This is a genomic window from Cryptosporangium sp. NPDC048952, assembly GCF_043197895.1.
In the GTDB taxonomy this organism is placed as follows: Bacteria; Actinomycetota; Actinomycetes; order Mycobacteriales; family Cryptosporangiaceae; genus Cryptosporangium.
Map to the genome: position 1 here is coordinate 369492 of NZ_JBICTY010000005.1, position 15655 is coordinate 385146.

Annotated in this window: 13 protein-coding genes; 9 read left to right on the plus strand and 4 right to left on the minus strand. The window is 71.2% G+C overall.

The annotated features are described in order from the left end of the window. Nucleotides 1–256: 256 nt before the first annotated feature. Genes ACGFY5_RS28420 through ACGFY5_RS28445 form a run of 6 tightly spaced genes read left to right on the plus strand, consistent with a single transcriptional unit; the run spans nt 257 to nt 5644 of the window. Complete coding sequence (locus tag ACGFY5_RS28420) at nt 257–1438, plus strand: ABC transporter substrate-binding protein (protein WP_392724481.1); 1182 nt, start codon at nt 257–259, stop codon at nt 1436–1438. Next, nucleotides 1435–2313 carry an ABC transporter ATP-binding protein gene (locus ACGFY5_RS28425; protein ID WP_392724482.1) on the plus strand — a complete coding sequence of 293 codons (879 nt, stop codon included), beginning with the start codon at nt 1435–1437 and terminating at the stop codon, nt 2311–2313. The genes ACGFY5_RS28420 and ACGFY5_RS28425 overlap by 4 nt, the downstream gene beginning before the upstream one ends. Next, entirely contained in the window at nt 2306–2971 is a 666-nt protein-coding gene (locus tag ACGFY5_RS28430; protein ID WP_392724484.1) for an ABC transporter ATP-binding protein, read from the plus strand. The genes ACGFY5_RS28425 and ACGFY5_RS28430 overlap by 8 nt, the downstream gene beginning before the upstream one ends. Then, nucleotides 2968–3822 carry a branched-chain amino acid ABC transporter permease gene (locus ACGFY5_RS28435; protein WP_392724486.1) on the plus strand — a complete coding sequence of 285 codons (855 nt, stop codon included), beginning with the start codon at nt 2968–2970 and terminating at the stop codon, nt 3820–3822. Before ACGFY5_RS28430 ends, ACGFY5_RS28435 begins: the two co-directional genes overlap by 4 nt. Continuing rightward, entirely contained in the window at nt 3819–4763 is a 945-nt protein-coding gene (locus ACGFY5_RS28440) for a branched-chain amino acid ABC transporter permease (protein WP_392724488.1), read from the plus strand. Before ACGFY5_RS28435 ends, ACGFY5_RS28440 begins: the two co-directional genes overlap by 4 nt. After that, nucleotides 4760–5644 carry a PaaX family transcriptional regulator C-terminal domain-containing protein gene (locus ACGFY5_RS28445; RefSeq protein ID WP_392724490.1) on the plus strand — a complete coding sequence of 295 codons (885 nt, stop codon included), beginning with the start codon at nt 4760–4762 and terminating at the stop codon, nt 5642–5644. Before ACGFY5_RS28440 ends, ACGFY5_RS28445 begins: the two co-directional genes overlap by 4 nt. Here the strand turns inward: ACGFY5_RS28445 and ACGFY5_RS28450 are convergent. The 4 genes from ACGFY5_RS28450 to ACGFY5_RS28465 are packed head-to-tail and all read right to left on the minus strand — an operon-like array spanning nt 5625 to nt 10843. After that, nucleotides 5625–6455, minus strand: a complete 831-nt coding sequence (locus ACGFY5_RS28450; protein ID WP_392724492.1) for an IclR family transcriptional regulator — start codon at nt 6453–6455, stop codon at nt 5625–5627. The genes ACGFY5_RS28445 and ACGFY5_RS28450 overlap by 20 nt on opposite strands. Continuing rightward, nucleotides 6452–8320 carry a thiamine pyrophosphate-binding protein gene (locus ACGFY5_RS28455; RefSeq protein ID WP_392724494.1) on the minus strand — a complete coding sequence of 623 codons (1869 nt, stop codon included), beginning with the start codon at nt 8318–8320 and terminating at the stop codon, nt 6452–6454. Before ACGFY5_RS28455 ends, ACGFY5_RS28450 begins: the two co-directional genes overlap by 4 nt. Then, complete coding sequence (locus tag ACGFY5_RS28460; RefSeq protein ID WP_392724495.1) at nt 8317–10107, minus strand: FAD-dependent oxidoreductase; 1791 nt, start codon at nt 10105–10107, stop codon at nt 8317–8319. The genes ACGFY5_RS28455 and ACGFY5_RS28460 overlap by 4 nt, the downstream gene beginning before the upstream one ends. 10 nt (nt 10108–10117) lie before the next feature. Then, entirely contained in the window at nt 10118–10843 is a 726-nt protein-coding gene (locus ACGFY5_RS28465; RefSeq protein WP_392724497.1) for an SDR family NAD(P)-dependent oxidoreductase, read from the minus strand. Between the two features lie 211 nt (nt 10844–11054). Between ACGFY5_RS28465 and ACGFY5_RS28470 the strand changes: the two genes are divergently transcribed. The 3 genes from ACGFY5_RS28470 to ACGFY5_RS28480 all read left to right on the plus strand — a co-directional run bounded on the left by ACGFY5_RS28470 (nt 11055) and on the right by ACGFY5_RS28480 (nt 15257). Beyond that, on the plus strand, nt 11055–12125 hold the full coding sequence (locus tag ACGFY5_RS28470) for an ABC transporter permease (RefSeq protein WP_392724499.1): 1071 nt from the start codon (nt 11055–11057) through the stop codon (nt 12123–12125). A gap of 155 nt (nt 12126–12280) precedes the next feature. Further along, the gene (locus tag ACGFY5_RS28475) at nt 12281–13327 is read left to right on the plus strand and encodes a sugar ABC transporter substrate-binding protein (RefSeq protein WP_392724501.1); all 1047 of its coding nucleotides are present in this window, start codon (nt 12281–12283) and stop codon (nt 13325–13327) included. 16 nt (nt 13328–13343) lie between these two features. Then, on the plus strand, nt 13344–15257 hold the full coding sequence (locus ACGFY5_RS28480; RefSeq protein WP_392724503.1) for a sugar ABC transporter ATP-binding protein: 1914 nt from the start codon (nt 13344–13346) through the stop codon (nt 15255–15257). Nucleotides 15258–15655 lie beyond the last annotated feature (398 nt).

Sequence of the window (15655 nt, forward strand, 5' to 3'; positions counted from 1 at the left end):
GTCACCGATCGGGTTTCCTTAATGTTGCCCAGGTCGGCTTCGATTCAGCTGATCGACGTCGCGGAGAAACTATCCGTCTGGGCGTATTGATGCTCCGAATGGTCCTCTGGCCTGCGGCGTCGCAATTGCAGTTTCCAATCTGGAGATGAGGATCCACACCATATTGACCGGCGGTCGTCACGCCTCTAGATTCCCGAATCACGGACCGGCTGACTGTGGCCTGTGCCACATGGCATCGATGCCTGGAGGTTCACCCGTGCGGATCCGGATGGCGTCCCTACTCGCTTTAGCGCTCGTTCTGGCCGGGTGTTCGTCCAGCGGCGACGACTCCGAGACCGGCCCGATCCGGATCGGCCTCACCGTGCCGCTGACCGGCAATTACCAGGCACTCGGCACCGGCGACCAGCAGGGTGCGCAGATCGCCGTCGAACAGATCAACGCCGACGGCGGGATCGACGGCCGGAAGATCGAGCTGGTCATCAAGGACGACAAGACACAGCCCGACCAGTCGGTGCTGGCGTTCAACGCGCACAAGAACGAGGGCGCGGTCGCGGTGATCGGCTCCTCGTTCTCCAACTCCGCGCTCGCCGCGATCCCGCTCGCCGAGCGCGCGTCGATGCCGTACCTCTCGCTGGCCGCTGCCGATCAGCAGGTCGATCCGGTGCGAAAGTTCGCGTTCCAGATCCCGGCTCGGTCTTCCACCTACGCCGAGCAGACGCTGAAGTACTTCCAGACCGCCAAGATCACCAAGATCGCGCTGGCGCACGACACGAAGAGCTCGTACGCGGTCGCCGGGTACGAGGCGGTCAAGGAGAAGGCGTCTCAGTACGGCGTGACGGTCGTCGTCGACCGGGCGTTCGACACGGGCACACAGGACTTCAGCGCGGTGTTCGGACCGGTGCGGACGTCCGGCGCGCAGGCGGTGTTCTTCTGGGCCACCGGGCCACCCGCGGTGATCGCCACCAAGCAGTTCGCGACCGCGGGGCTGTCGATCCCACTGGTCCTCACCGGTGCGCAGGGCACTCCGCTGTTCACGAAGCCCGCCGGTGCGGCCGCGGAGAAGGTCGTTCTCTCCACCTCGATCGGCGTCATCGGCAAGGACCTGCCCGCCGGCGACCTGAAGCAGGCCGTCGACAAGCTGGGCGGTGACTACCAGAAGAAGTACGGCACGCCTCCGCCGCAGTTCGCCGCCGATGGGTACTGCGGGGTGATCGTGCTGGCCGAGGCGATTCGGAAGGCCGGCAGCACCGACGGCAAGAAGGTGCAGGCGGAGCTGGAGAAGCTGTCGCTGCTCACCCCGAACGGGCGGTACGAGTACAGCGCGGACGACCACTCGGGGCTCTCCACCGACAACATCGCGATCGCCACGGTGACCGGTGGGGCGTTCGTGCCGACGTCCTGGATGACCGAACAACTGAAGACGAACCTCCCCAAGTGAACTCGCCCGTACTGCAGCTCGAAGGGTTGTCGCGCTCGTTCGGTGGGGTGTTCGCGGTCCGTGACGTGAGTCTGTCCGTCCCCTCCGGACAGACCCGCGGCCTGATCGGCCCGAACGGCGCCGGTAAATCGACGCTGTTCAACCTCGTCGCGGGTTTGCTCCGGCCGGACGCCGGGCGGGTGAGCCTGGCCGGGGACGTCGTCACGCGGTTGCCGGCGCACCGCCGGGCCGCGTCCGGCGTCGCGATCGTGTTCCAGGGGGCGCGGGTGTTTCCCGGGCTCACGACGGTCGAGAACGTGATGGTCGGTGCGCACACCCAGGCCCGGCACGGGTTCTTCGCGGCTGCGGTGCGGTCGCGGCGGTGCCGGCGGGAGGAACGCACGGTGCGGGACGCCGCGCTCGCGGCGCTCGAGCGGGTCGGGCTCGCGGAGTGGGCCGACGTGCCGGCCACGTCGTTGCCGCTCGGGCAGCAGCGGCGCGCCCAGTTGGCGCGGGCGTTGTGCGCTCAGCCGCGGCTCCTGTTGCTCGATGAGCCGGCGGCGGGGCTGCGGAGCGCGGAGCGGGCCGCGCTCGCCGAGGTGATCGAGGGGCTGCGGGGGGAGGGGTTGACGATGATGCTCGTCGAGCACGACGTCGGGTTCGTGTCCCGGCTCGCCGACCAGGTCACGGTGCTCGATCTCGGCACGGTGATCGCCGAAGGCACTCCAGCGGAGGTCCGCCGCGATCCAGCGGTGATCGCCGCCTACCTGGGCCCGGAAGCCGCTGCGCCGTCCGCCTCGCGGCCGCCCACGGCGCAGGTCGCGTCCACCGCCCCGGCGGCCCGGTCCGCGGACGCGGCGCCGGCGCCGGCGCGGGAGGGGGAGAGGGATGCTTGAGGTGCGCGAGTTGGTGGTGCGGTACGGCACTGCTACGGCTCTGGACGGGGTGGACCTGGACGTCGCGGCCGGTGAGATGGTGGCGCTGGTCGGGGCGAACGGGGCCGGGAAGTCGACGCTGGTCAACACGCTGTCCGGGATCGTCCGGCCGGCGGCGGGAACTGTCCGCCTGGACGGGCGGATGGCTCAGGTGCCCGAGGGGCGGCAGCTGTTCGCGACGCTGACCGTCGAGGACAACCTGCGGCTCGGAGCGTGGCGCAACACTCGGGCCCGGCGCGACCCCGCCCGGATCTACGACCTGTTCCCCGACCTGGTGCGGCTCCGGCAGCAGCTCGCCGGGTCGCTGTCCGGGGGACAGCAGCAGATGGTGGCCGTCGGGCGCGCACTGATGGCCGACCCCGATCTGCTCGCGGTCGACGAGCTCTCGCTGGGCCTGGCCCCGCTCGTCGTCCGTGACCTCGCCGCGCACCTCGCCGAACTCAACCGCGACCGCGGCCTGGCGGTGCTGCTGATCGAACAGGAGACGACGCTGGCCTTCGAACTGTGCACCCGTGGCTACGTGCTCGAGGCCGGCCGGGTGGTGGCGTCCGGTCCCTCCGCCGACCTCCAGGCGAGCCCCGAGGTAGCCGCCGCCTATCTGGGAGGGCTGCCCGGATGAGCGAGTTCCTGGGGTACGTGATTGCCGGGGCGGCGCTCGGGTGCACCATCGCGTTGCTGGCCAGCGGGTTCGTCGTGGTGCACCGGGTCACCGGGGTGGTGAACTTCGCGCAGGGGATGTTTCCGGTGGTGGCCGGGCTCGCCGCAGGGTCGCTGCTCTCGGCGCACTGGCCGCACGGTGTCGCCGAGCTCGGGGGTGTGGCGCTGGCCGGTGCGGTCGGGCTCGTGGTCGGGATCGTCGCGATCGGCAAGCCCGGTACGCCGCCGCTGGCATCGCTGGTGATCACGTTCGGTCTGGGGTTCCTCGGCTACGCGCTCGAGATCATCGTCTGGGGCGACCAGCCGCGCGGCTTCGACGGTGTGTCCGGCGTCGTGACGATCGGCGACATCCGGATCCAGAACCAGTGGCTGCTGGTGATGGTCGTCGCGGCGGGTACGTTCGCCGCGCTCGGCTCGTTCTTCGGGCGCACCTATCTGGGGAAGGGACTCACCGCGTGCGCCGCGAACCCGTACGCGGCGCGGTTGGCCGGCATCGACGTCCGCCGGATGGGGCTGTACGCGTTCGCGCTCGCGGGTGTGCTCGGCGGTATCGCCGGCGTGCTCCTGACGCCGCTGCAGTCGATCGCGTTCGACCGGGACGTCGCACTGGCCGTGAACGGGTTCGCCGCGGCGGTCCTCGGTGGCCTGGACCGGCCGGGTACCGCCCTCGCTGGCGGTCTTCTCCTCGGCATCGGGCAGACGCTCTTCGCCGGGTACGTCGACGGCTCGTTCCAAACCGAGGTTGCGCTCGGGTTCATGGTGCTCGTCATGGTCGTCCGAGCCATCCGCCAACCCCAGGCGGTAGCCGTATGAACCGGCTCGTCGGTGCCGGCTTCCTGCTCGTCACGATGATTCTGCCGCTCGTCCTCGACGACACCCGGCTCTCGATCTACGTCCTCATGGGCTTGGCAGTGCTGGCAGTTACCGGCATCAGCCTCCTCATGGGCTACGCCGGTCAGGTCTCCCTGGGCCAAGCCGCGTTCTACGCGATCGGCGCCTACACCGCCGCGGTCCCGGCGGTGCACGGCTGGCCGCCGCTCGTCGGCCTGCTCGCCGCCCCACTGGTCGCCGCCGCAGCCGCGGCGCTGCTCGGCGCGCTGCTGCTGCGGCTCCGCGGCCACTATCTCGCCTTCGCGACCCTCGCGCTCCAGCTGATCATTCTGTCGGTAGCCGCCGAGATCGAATTCTTCGGCGGCGCGATCGGCCTCCAGGGCATCCCCCAGTTCGGCATCGGCTCGGTCACCCTCGACGAGCCCCGCGAATACGCCTGGCTCACCTGGGCCGCCGTGGCGGTGGTACTTCTCCTCACCGCGAACATCGTCGCGAGCAGACCCGGCCGGGCACTGCGCGCCCTCGCCGGCAGCGAACAGGCCGCCGCGGCCAGCGGAGTGCCGGTGATCCGCTACAAGGTCACCGTCTTCGCCCTCTCCGCAGCGTTCGCCGGCCTCGCAGGCGGCATCTACGCGTTCTTCCTCGGCTACATCGCCCCGGGCTCGTTCACGATCGCGATGTCCGTCGAATGGGTCGTGATGGCCGTGTTCGGCGGTCTGGGCACCCGCTGGGGTCCGGTGTTCGGCACGGTCGCGGTCACGCTCGTCGTCCAGGCGCTCAACGACCTGAGCACCCGCCCGGGCGCACCGAGCTACGCGCCGACCGTCCTCGGATACGCCGCCTACGCCGTGCTGCTCATCGGCGTGCTGCTGTTCATGCCGGCCGGTGTAGTGCCGTGGCTCCGCAACCGCCTACGAACGTGACGACGGTCCAGTTACCTCGTCGCCAGGCCGGAACCTCGCCGCAGCACCTCCTGGTGACGCTGCTCGGCGACTACTGGAACGGCCGCCGGGAGCATCTGCCCTCGGCGGCGCTGGTCGCGCTCGTCGAGGAGTTCGACGTCGGCGAGGTGAGCGCGCGGGCCGCGTTACGACGCCTCGCGCGCCGGGGCGTGCTGGAGTCCAGCAAGGTCGGGCGCAACACGTACTACGGCCTGACCGCGTCGGCGACCCGCACGATCGTGCAGAGCTCGAGCCGCATCGTCCACCTCGGAACGCGGGAACAGTCCTGGGACGGCGTCTGGACCGTCGCGACGTTCTCCCTCCCCGAAGAGCAGCGCGACCTCCGTCACCTGTTGCGCAGCCGCCTGCGGTGGCTGGGGTTCGCGCCCTTGTTCGACGGTGTGTGGGTCTCACCGCGCGCGGCGACCGCGGAGGTCCGGGAATTCCTCGACGAGCTCGCGATCAGCTCGGCGGCGGTACTGCGTGCCGAGGAAGCGGTCGGCACACCGTTGATCTCGGCTTGGGACCTGGACGAGATCCGGTCCGCCTACGAGACGTTCCTCGCCGAGACCAGCCCGCTGCGCGAGCGCCTCGACGGCGGTGACGTGGGATCGGCCGAAGCGCTGATCGCCCGCACGCGCCTGATGGACGTCTGGCGGACGTTCCCGTCGCTCGACCCGGACCTGCCCGAACGGGTGCTGCCCGCGGACTGGCCCCGGCGTCGGGCCCGGCTCGTGTTCGGTGAGCTCTACGACGCGCTGGGCCCGCTCGCCGAGGCACGCGTGCGGCAGGTGCTCGCGCGTTTCGACGCCTCGCTCGCGCCGCTCGTGCGCCACCACACGACTACTGGGCTGACCACCTGAGCGTCCCGTTCGCGGTGTCCCTGGCCAGCTCCCGGGAGAGCGCGAGCGCTGCGGTGCGCACCGCCGGGGCGAGACGTTCCAGGTCGAGGTGCTGCGCCCAGCCGGTGATCGAGATCGCCGCGATCACCGAGCGCCGATGGTCGAACACCGGCGCGCCCACCGCCGAGACGCCGACCTCCGCTTCCTCGCGGTTGACGCCGTAGCCCCGCTCCAGTGTGCGGGCCAGCTCCTGGCGCAGCAGGCCGGGCATCACGATCGTCCGGGGCGTCAGCCGGGGGAGCCCCGCCTCCATGACCTGGCGCAGCCGCTCCGGCGACCCGTACGCGAGGAACACCTTGCCGGTGGCAGTGCAGTGGGCGGGGAGCCGCCCGCCGACCCGGGACACGATCGGCGTCGAGCGGCGTCCGCTGACCTTCTCCAGGAACAGCGTGTCGTTGCCGGCGGGCACGGTGAGGTGGATGTTCTCGTGCGTCGCCTCGTACAGGTCTTCCAGGTACGGGAGCGCGGCCTCGCGCAGCTCGCGGTGGCGTGGCACGCGCTGGCCGAGCACGAACAGGCTCATGCCCAGGCGGTAACCGCGGGTCGTGCGCTCCAGACCGCCCCAGGTGACCAGCTCGTTGAGCAGCCGGTACGCGGTCGGTTTCGGCAGGCCGGTGCGTTCGGACAGCTCGGAGAGGGTGAGGTCGACGTCGTTGGCCTCGAATGCGTCGAGCAGGCGCAGCCCGCGCGCCAGCACCGACTTCGGAACGACGCCATTGCCTTCCATCCGCTGATCGTGGCGGGGTGCGTTGGCCGCCGCAATCGATCTCATGTCGCTTCTGCGGTGGATGTACCGCTGGGTGCGGTGAACGCGTGCGTGGTCACCGGAACCTCCACGAGCAGGGGTTGTTGCCGGTCACCCGCGCCGCCTACCAGGGCGCGTAGTTCGTCGGTGTGGGTGACGGTGGTGGAGGCGAGCCCGAAGAGCTTCGCGGCCGCCTGCCAGTCGAGGCCCGGGAGGTCGAGGCCGAGGTAGGTGTTCTGTTCGCTCGACCGGCTCTTCGAGCCGTCCAGCGTGTCCTTCAGCGTGCGGTACTCGCCGTTGTTCACGATCACGAACGTCACGGCGACGTCATAGCGAGCGGCGCTCCACAGCCCCTGGAGGCCGAACATCGCCGAACCGTCGCCGAGGACCGCCACCACGGGGCGGGTCGGGTCGCCGATGCGGGTGCCGATCGCGGCGCCGATGCCCCAGCCGAGGCCGCCTCCTACGGTGTGCACGTAGGAGTGCGGACGGTCCGGGCGATACACCGAGCGTAGGGCGATGCCGGCCGTGATCGCCTCTTCGACGACCACCGCGTCGGGCGGTAAGCCGCTGGCCAGCGCATGCATCGCGGCGAGCGGATCCAGCGGCGCCGGCCCGTACTTCCCCCGCGCCTCCCGATCGACAGCCTCCCGATCAGCCGCGATCTCGGCAGCCACCCGCACCGCCCGCTCCCGGATCCGTTCAATCCGCCGCTCGACGATCTCAGCCGCCACCACAGCGGCATTCGGCGCGACCCCTGCCGCGCCCGCGCCACCCGCGCCCGCGCCACCCGCGCCCGCGCCACCCGCGCCCGCGCCCGCCGCGCCCGCGTCTGCGTCCGCGGCGCCCAGCGGCCTCGCCGTGTCTGGGCTGGCCGCAGCGGTGGCGGCGGGCGGCGTGGCTAGGGCCTCCGCGAGCGCGGCGTCGAGGGCGGTGAGGGTGGGGGCGATGGCGCCTACGAGGCCGGCGGCTACCGGGAAGTTGCGGCCGACTTCGGACTGGTCGGAGTCGAGTTGGACGACCGCGGTGCCGTCGGGGATCGGCGACCCGGGCGTGTAGTGGTGCGGCATGAACGCATGCGCACCCACGATCAGCACGACGTCGTGCGGCTCGAGCGCCGCCCGGATCGCGGCGTGCCGCGGCGGCAACATCCCCCGGTGCAGCGCGTGGCTGCCGGGAAAGTCCACCCCGTCGAACATCGGCTGCGACCACACCGCAGCCCCGAGCCGCTCGGCCACCGCCACCAGCGCCGGCACCGCGCCCTCGCGCCCGACCCCGTCCCCGGCCACGATCACCGGTGCCGCCGCCGACGACAGCAGGCTCACAGCGTCGCCCAGAGCAGTTGCTGCTGGAAGGGCAGCCACCCGCGACGGTGCCGGGACCGCGACCGAACCCTCCTCCTCGAGGAGGTCCATCGGGACCGACACGAACACCGGACCCGCCGGCGGACGTCGGGCCAGCGCGAACGCCCGGCGGAGCAGGACGGGCAGGTCGTAGGCCTGATGCACCTCGACCGCGGACTTCGCGACCGGAGCCGCGATCCCGACCAGGTCGCCGGAGAGCATCGGGTCGGCCTGCAGGTGCCGACGGTCCTGCTGACCAGCGAGGATCACCATCGGCGTGCGGGACCGGCTCGCGTTGAGCAGTCCGATCAACCCGTTCGCGAGCCCCGCGGCCACGTGCAGGTTCACGAACGCGGTGCGACCGGTCGCGCGGGCGTACCCGTCGGCCATCGCGACGACCGACGCCTCCTGCAGGCCGAGGACGTACTGCAGGTCGGGGGCGTCGACGAGGGCGTCGAGCAGCGGCAACTCGGTCGTACCGGGATTGCCGAAGACGTACTGGACGCCCTCGCTGCGCAGGATCTCCAGCAGTGCGTCCACAGGTTTCACGTGAGCTCCTCGTGCAGTGCGTCGGCGACCCGGGCGGCGAGCGCCATGACCGTGAGCGACGGGTTGACCGACAGGGACACCGGGACGAGCGACGCGTCCCCGACGTAGAGACCGGCGACGTCGTGGCTGCGCCCGGTCGGGTCGACGACCGAACGCGCCGGATCCACGCCCATCCGTGCGGTGCCCTGGACGTGGGTCGTCGACAACCCGCTCCACACGACTTCCCGCGCACCGGCGGCCCGCAGCGCCGCCACGCTGAAAGCCAGCGCGTCGGCAAGGCGTACCCGTTCGGTCTCGGAGAAACGCTTGGTGACGACGGCGTCGTCGTCCGCGCCGAGTTCGACGACGCCGGTGTTCTCGTCGTTGGCCATGGCGAGGAGGCCGGCCCAGTGGCGGTAGTTCTGGCCCGTGTCGTGAAGTCGTCGACCCCACAAGGGGCGGTTCGACGGGTCGATCAGGCTTTCCGCGAACGCGACCGGGTCCTGGATCGTCGTGCCTTCGACGAGGAAGCTCGACAGGTTGCTCAGGCAGTGCGCGGTGATGGGGTAGGCGCGGTGGCAGTCCTGGGGTTCGTCGAAGCGGCCGTAGACGAGGCGGGCGGGGTGCAGGCCGAGGTAACGCCCGATGTTGGCGTTGGGCGTGTTGCTCCGTCGGAGGATCAGGGGTGTATTGAGTGCTCCTGCGGCGACGACGACGGTCTTTGCTCTGACCTCGCGGTTGCCGTTGTAGCGGACGCCGGTGACCCGGTTGTTCTCGATCAGGACTTGATCGACGGTGCAATGCGTGCGGACGCGGACCTGGTTGTTCGCGAGCGCGGGGGCCAGGAACGTGTTGAGCGCGGACTTGCCGGCGTTGCTCGGGCAGCCGGTGAGGCAGGCGCCGCAGCGGGTGCAGTTCGCGTCGGTGTAGGAGCGGACCGGTTCGAGCTTGGTGTCGAGGGCCGCGAAGCCGGTGGCGAGGCGGTGGACGCTGGGGGTCCAGTCGTTTCGTTCCCGGACTCCGAGTGCTCGTTCGACGCGGTCGTAGTCGAGGTCGGCCGGGAAGGGCCAGCGGTCGAAGTCGTGCGCGGGGGCCCGCATCGCGACTTTCGTGTTGATGACGGTGGAGCCGCCGACGCAGCGCCCGGCGAGGAGGGCGACGGGGCCTGGGCAGTCTTCGCCGGTCTCCGCGAAGCGGGTCGGCCACCAGAGGTGGTGCCGCGCTCCGAGCTCGAAGCGGGTGTGAGATTCGGCGGGGTGGTAGCCGCCGGCTTCGAGGACGAGGACGTCGTGACCGTGGCTGCCGAGTTCGGCGGCGATGAGGCCGCCGCCGGCGCCGGAGCCGACGACGACTATGTCAGCTTCGTCGGGGACGGGGGTGGTCATGCCGTAGGGGTCGTCGGCCCAGTGGGGATCGGTCGCGGGCCGGCCGCGGCCGTCGGCCGGGGCGGGACCGTCGGCCGGGCGGCCGAGGAAGGTCCAGTCTTTGCGGAGGTGAGCGGCTGCGGGTGGCGTGAAGCCGATCGTTTCGTGAGGGGTGGGGCCCGTGTAACCGGGTGGGGTGAAGTCGCCGTAGTACGCCTCGATCGCGAGACGGCGAACCAGCGCGAACGCCGCCGTGCCGGTGAGCCGGCCGAGATCACCGGTGCTGAGCAGCCCGATCGCCGCGTGCAGGCGATCCTCCTCCGCGGCCGACATGCCACCGACCGCCCGCTCGATGTACTCCAGCGCACCGGTGGCGACCGAGCCCGGCACGATCGCGTCGCACAGTTCCGCGAGCACCGCCGCCTGCCCAGGACCGAACGACATCCCGGCCTCCTCAGCTGCGGGTCGAGCCGCCGTCGACGTTGATCGTCTGCCCGGTGAGGAAGCCGCTGCCCTCGTCGCAGACGTACAGCAGTGTCGAGACGACGTCCTCCGGAACTTCCGTGCGCGGGATCGCCTGCAGCGAGCGCACGTGCTCGAACCCGCCGTGGGCGCCGGTCGTCGCCGCGGCCGTCTCGGTGTGCGTCAGGCCGGGCGCGATCGCGTTCACCGTGATGCCGTCCTTCCCGACGGCCGAGGCCAGCGCACGGGTGAACCCGACCAAGCCTGCTTTCGACGTCGTGTAGGCGACGAGGTCGGGCGGACCGAGATCCACGGCGGCAGAGACGATGTTGACGATGCGGCCCCAGCCTTGGGCCCTCAGATAGGGGAGCGCAGCCTGCGTGACCAGGAACGGGCCGTCGAGATTGAGGCGCAGGATGCGGTGCCAGTCGTCGAGCGTGGTGTCCTCGAACTCGATCGGCGGGTAGATGCCGGCGTTGTTGACCACGATGCCGGGGGCGCCGAGCGTTGCTGCGACTCGCTCCACGGCGGTGGCGACCGCGCTCTCGTCGGTGACGTCGACCTCGACCGGAAGGAAGCCGCCGTCGATGCGGGCTTGCGTCGCCGACTGGTCGGCGACGTCGAACCCCGCGATGACGCACCCGCGTCCCGCGAGCGCGACCGCGAACTCCTGACCGAGCCCGCGGGCTGCGCCGGTGACGATCGCGACGCGTGGCATGGCGACTCCTCGGGAAGCGGGCTGCACTGCGGGGGCAGCGTGAGCCCTGAGCGCTGTCGAGGACAAGGAGGGCATTTCGGTGAGTGAAATGGGGTTCGCCTGACGCGATTCCGTGCCGCGTCCATTTCGGTGAGTGAAACGACGCCCTTGTGACCGGGGAAAGCCACGACCACCCTGCTGGCACACCGCGGCCCGCGAGGAGGCACTCCCGATGACCGACCGCCCCGCGACCGGCACCCCACCCCCACCTCCACCGTCGGCCGAGTCCGAGGTTGCGCCTGCGCTGGGTGCGGACGCGGGGAAATCCGGGGCGCCGCGGCGGGGGCGGACGTGGCTTCGGGACGAGGCCGGGGTCCTGGTCGTCCTGGTCGCGCTCGTCGTGGTGGTCGGCGCGTTCCGACCCGACTTCCTGATCACCGGCAACCTCACCGAGATCGCCAGGCAGTCCTCCTACATCGGCATCCTGGCCATCGGCATGGTCTTCGCGCTGGCCATGCGCGAGGTCGACCTCTCGGTCGGCGGCACGTACGCCCTCACGATCGTGGTCGGCGCGCTGCTCATCCGCGACGCCGGTTTCAGCCCGTGGCTGGCCGCGCCGATCGCCGTCGGCATCGGCGGGCTCCTGGGGTTCCTGAACGGCCTGTTCACCACCTACGTCCGGGTGCCGTCGTTCATCGCGACACTCGGCACGCTCTCCCTCTACAAGGGCCTCGCACTGGCCCTCTCCAACGGCCAGCAGGTCGGCGGACTGGACCAGAAGCACCCGCTCTTCCAGGTCGTCGGCGGCACGATCCTCGGACTCCCGGGCGCGGTCTGGGTGCTCGTCCTCTCCGCGGCGCTGATGACCGTCGTCTTCACCCGCACCCGCTTCGGTGCCCGGATCCGCGCGGTCGGCTCCAATCCGGACGCGGCCGCGTTCACCGGCATCCCGGTCAACCGCGTCCGGATCGCGGCGCTCACGGTCACCGGTCTGTTCGCCGGGGTGTCCGGGGTACTCGCGCTGTCGTTCTTCGTCGCGGGTGACCCGACGGTCGGCCAAGGCTACGAGCTGATGGCGATCGCGGCCGCGATCATCGGCGGCACCCCGCTCCGCGGCGGCACCGGGTCCGTGCCCGGTGCGGTGCTCGGCTCGCTGATCCTCAGCGTCGTCGCGGCCAGCCTGGTGTTCTTCAGCGTCCCGATCAACTGGACGACGTTCGCCACGGGCGGCGTGATCCTGCTCGCCGTCGCCCTCGACAGTGGCCTCCGCCGCGCCCGCGCGGCCCGCCGCCGCGCCACCTGACCCCGAACTCCCGGCCCCCCGGAAGGACCCCCATGCCGACCTTTCCCAGCACCGCAACTGATCGGGGTTACGCGCCAACTTTCCGGGCTCAAGCCCGCCGGGTTGAGCCCGGGAACTCGCGCCATCACCCCGAGAACTCCCAGCATCGACGTGGCATGCGGCGACGGGTGGGTGGTGCCGCGCTCGTGACGGTGGCGCTCCTGGCCGCGGCGGCGTGCAGCGACTCGGGCGGTGGGACCGGTGGCACGAAGAAGATGTCGTTCGTCGTCGCCAACATCAGTTTGAATTTTGCTTTGGAGATGGCCAACGGCGGTAAGTACGCGGCCGACGAGGCCGGGGGCATCGACCTGAAGATCGTCGGGCCGGCGACGACCGACGGGCCGCAGGAAGTCCAGATGTTCCAGAACACCATTACGACGAACCGCGACGGTGCGGTGGTCGAGAACCTGGCCCCGGACCTGTTCACCCGCCCGTACGCGCAGGCCGTCGACAAGGGCATTCCGATCGTCGCGCTCGACACCGTCCCGCTCGACGGCAGCAAGGTCGATCTCTACGTCGGCAACGACAACTACGAGCTGGGGACGCAGCTCGCCGACGAGGCGATCGAGCGACTCCCCGCGAACGCCAACGGCACGATCGTGCTCGGTGTCCCGAACCCGGGCGTCCCGGTGCTCGACATGCGTGCCAAAGGCATCAAGGACACGTTCGCGAAGAAGCTGCCGGGCGTCGCCGTGAAGGGGCCTTTCCAAACGTTCAGCGACCCGGGTCAGAGCTACAACGCCTGGTCGGCGCAGGTGCGAGCCAACCGGGGCGCGTTGGCGTTCCTGGGCGTGGGCGACGCGGACAGCTACTCGCTCGCGCGCCTGAAGAAGGAAACCGGCGGCAAGTGGCTCTCCGGCGGCTTCGATCTGGACGCCAAGACGCTCGAAGCCGTCAAGGACGGGACGAACTTCGCCACCATTTCGCCGGAGCACTACCTCAAGGGATACGTGGCGATGCGGCTGCTCGCCGAAGCGGTGAAGGACGACAAGGACCTGCCCAAGGGCTGGTTCTACACCCCGGGGCTCATCGTCGATTCGAAGAACATCGACGCGATCATGGAACGCCAGGCCTCCGACGACGCCCGACGCAAGGGCATCGCGGACCCGGCGAAGGAGCTGTTCGCGTCGCCGGAGCTCCGGCCGCTGAAGTCAGCGCGATAGAAGGGCGGGCGCTGAGATGCTGCTCGCCACGGACCTCACCAAGCGTTATGGCGGCGTGACCGCCCTCGCCGGTGCCGGGCTGCGCCTGGTGCCCGGCGAGGTGCACGCGTTGCTGGGGGAGAACGGTGCGGGGAAGTCGACGCTGGTCAAGGTGCTGGCGGGGGCCGTGACGCCGGACACCGGCCAGGTGACGATCGGCGACTCGCCGGTGCGGCTGGCCGGTCCGGGGGACGCGCGGCGGCACGGGATCGCCGTGGTCTCGCAGGAACTGAGCCTGTTTCCGGACCTGGACTTGCTCGAGAACCTGTTCGTCGCCGACTTCCCGGCGCGCGCCGGGCTCGCGGACCGTAGTGAGATGGCGCGCCGAGCGCGTCCGCTGCTCGTCGAGCTCGGGCTCGGGCACATTCCTTTGCGGACGCCGGTCGGCGAGCTGGACCTCGCTCGGCGACAACTCCTGGAGATCTGCCGTGCGCTGCTCGGGAACCCCGGCGTGGTGATCCTGGACGAGCCGACCTCGGCGCTCGCGGCCGCGGCGGTGGAGCGGCTGCACGCGGTGATCCGCCGGATCACCGGCCGGGGCGTGGCTGTGCTGTACGTGTCGCACTTCCTGGAGGAGGTCGCCGCGCTCGCGGATCGGGTGACGATTCTGCGCGACGGGCGGAACGTGGTGAGCGAGGTGCCGGCGGGTGAATTGACCGTCGCGGAGATGGTGACCGCGATGCTCGGCGAGGCGCCACTCGCCGAGCATCGCGCCCGCGCGGCGACGGCGGTGGTGGCGGGCGATCAGGTGGGCTTGGCGGACCTGACAGGCGCCTCTCCTTACGCGACCCCGTCCGGTCCGGTGCGTGCGATATCGCGGGACTCGCCGGGTGCCGCGGATCCGGTGGCTTCGGCGGGTGCGGCTGGCCCCATGGCGGCGGCAGCGCCGGTGGAAGCGGCGCCGGGGGTGGTGGCGCCGGGGGTGGTGGCGCCGGGGGTGGTGGCGCCGGGGGAAGCGGCGCCGGGGGTGGCGGCGAGTCCGGAGGTGGTGGCGCCGGGGGTGGCGGCGAGTCCGCAGGTGGTGGTGGCAGTGGGGGATGCGGCGGCGGTGGAAGCGGCGCCGGGGGTGGTGGCGAGTCCGGAGGTGGTGGTGGCGGTGGGGGATGCGGCGGCAGGGGGAGCGGCGGTCGCGGGCGCTTCGGCGAGTTCGGGGGCGCGGGGTGGTCGGGTGGGGGTTCGGTTGGAGGGGGTTTCGGTAGCGCGGCGGTTGGAGGAGGTTTCGCTCAGCGCGAGGGTGGGGGAGGTGGTGGGGCTCGCGGGGTTACAGGGGGCCGGGCACCTGGCGGTGTTCGAGGTGCTGTGGGGACTGGTCGCGCCGACCGCCGGCACGGTCCGGCTGCCCGACGGTGGGGAACGCCCGCGCACCACGGCCGAGGCGGTACGGCGCCGGGTCGCGTTCGTGCCCAGCGACCGCAAAGGGCTCGGGTTGACGCTCGATCAGACCGTCGCCGAGAACATCACCTGCGTGTCGTGGCTCGCCCGTCGGCACGGCGGCTTCTTCCTGCGTCCCGGGCGCACCCGGGAGATCGCCCGTCGGCACATCGCCGAGCTGCGGATCAAAGCCGATCCGGACGATCCGGTCGCACGGCTCTCGGGTGGGAACCAGCAGAAGGTCGCCTTCGCGAAATGGATCGCCGCCGAGCCGGACGTCGTGCTGCTCGACGATCCGACGCGGGGCGTCGACGTGGGTGTGAAGGCGGAGATGCACGCGATCGTGCGGAGGCTCGCGGGGGAGGGCAAGGTCGTGCTGATGTGCTCGACCGACCTGGCCGAGCTCGCCGAGGTGTGTGACCGCGTGGTCGTGTTCCACCGTGGCCGGGTGCGCGAGGAGCTGCTCGCCGAGTCCCTCACCGAGCACACGCTCCTCCACGCGATCAACGCCGGCACCTAACCCTGACGCCGAGCCTCACCGGCCCGCACCACCCTCCAATCTGCCCCGGCGCACACTCGACGCGACGCCATGGGACCACTCCGAGCGGTCCCATTCCGGCGCGCCCCGACGCCACCCACAGGTACCACTTCAAGCGGTCCCGTTCCGGCGTGTGCTGGCGCCACCCATGGGGACCGCTTCGAGCGGTCCCGTTCCGGCGCGCCCCGACGCGACGCACAGGGACCACTTCAAGCGGTCCCGTTTCGACGTGTGCTGGCGCCACCCATGGGGACCGCTTCGAGCGGTCCCGTTTCGGCGTGTGCTGGCACGGCGGAAGGGGGCCGGTTCGAGCGGCCGCGCTCTGGCGCGGCGCCGGGGGCCACCTGGAGCGGTCCCGCTGTGACGTCGCCGGGGGCGGC

Bases quoted from the DNA above. Each gene is read 5' to 3' on its own strand.
- ACGFY5_RS28475 (WP_392724501.1), top strand. From the start codon at position 12,281: ATGCGGCGACGGGTGGGTGGTGCCGCGCTCGTGACGGTGGCGCTCCTG.
- ACGFY5_RS28430 (WP_392724484.1), top strand. From the start codon at position 2,306: ATGCTTGAGGTGCGCGAGTTGGTGGTGCGGTACGGCACTGCTACGGCT.
- ACGFY5_RS28450 (WP_392724492.1), bottom strand. From the start codon at position 6,455: ATGAGATCGATTGCGGCGGCCAACGCACCCCGCCACGATCAGCGGATG.
- ACGFY5_RS28480 (WP_392724503.1), top strand. From the start codon at position 13,344: ATGCTGCTCGCCACGGACCTCACCAAGCGTTATGGCGGCGTGACCGCC.
- ACGFY5_RS28470 (WP_392724499.1), top strand. From the start codon at position 11,055: ATGACCGACCGCCCCGCGACCGGCACCCCACCCCCACCTCCACCGTCG.
- ACGFY5_RS28465 (WP_392724497.1), bottom strand. From the start codon at position 10,843: ATGCCACGCGTCGCGATCGTCACCGGCGCAGCCCGCGGGCTCGGTCAG.
- ACGFY5_RS28440 (WP_392724488.1), top strand. From the start codon at position 3,819: ATGAACCGGCTCGTCGGTGCCGGCTTCCTGCTCGTCACGATGATTCTG.
- ACGFY5_RS28460 (WP_392724495.1), bottom strand. From the start codon at position 10,107: ATGTCGTTCGGTCCTGGGCAGGCGGCGGTGCTCGCGGAACTGTGCGAC.
- ACGFY5_RS28435 (WP_392724486.1), top strand. From the start codon at position 2,968: ATGAGCGAGTTCCTGGGGTACGTGATTGCCGGGGCGGCGCTCGGGTGC.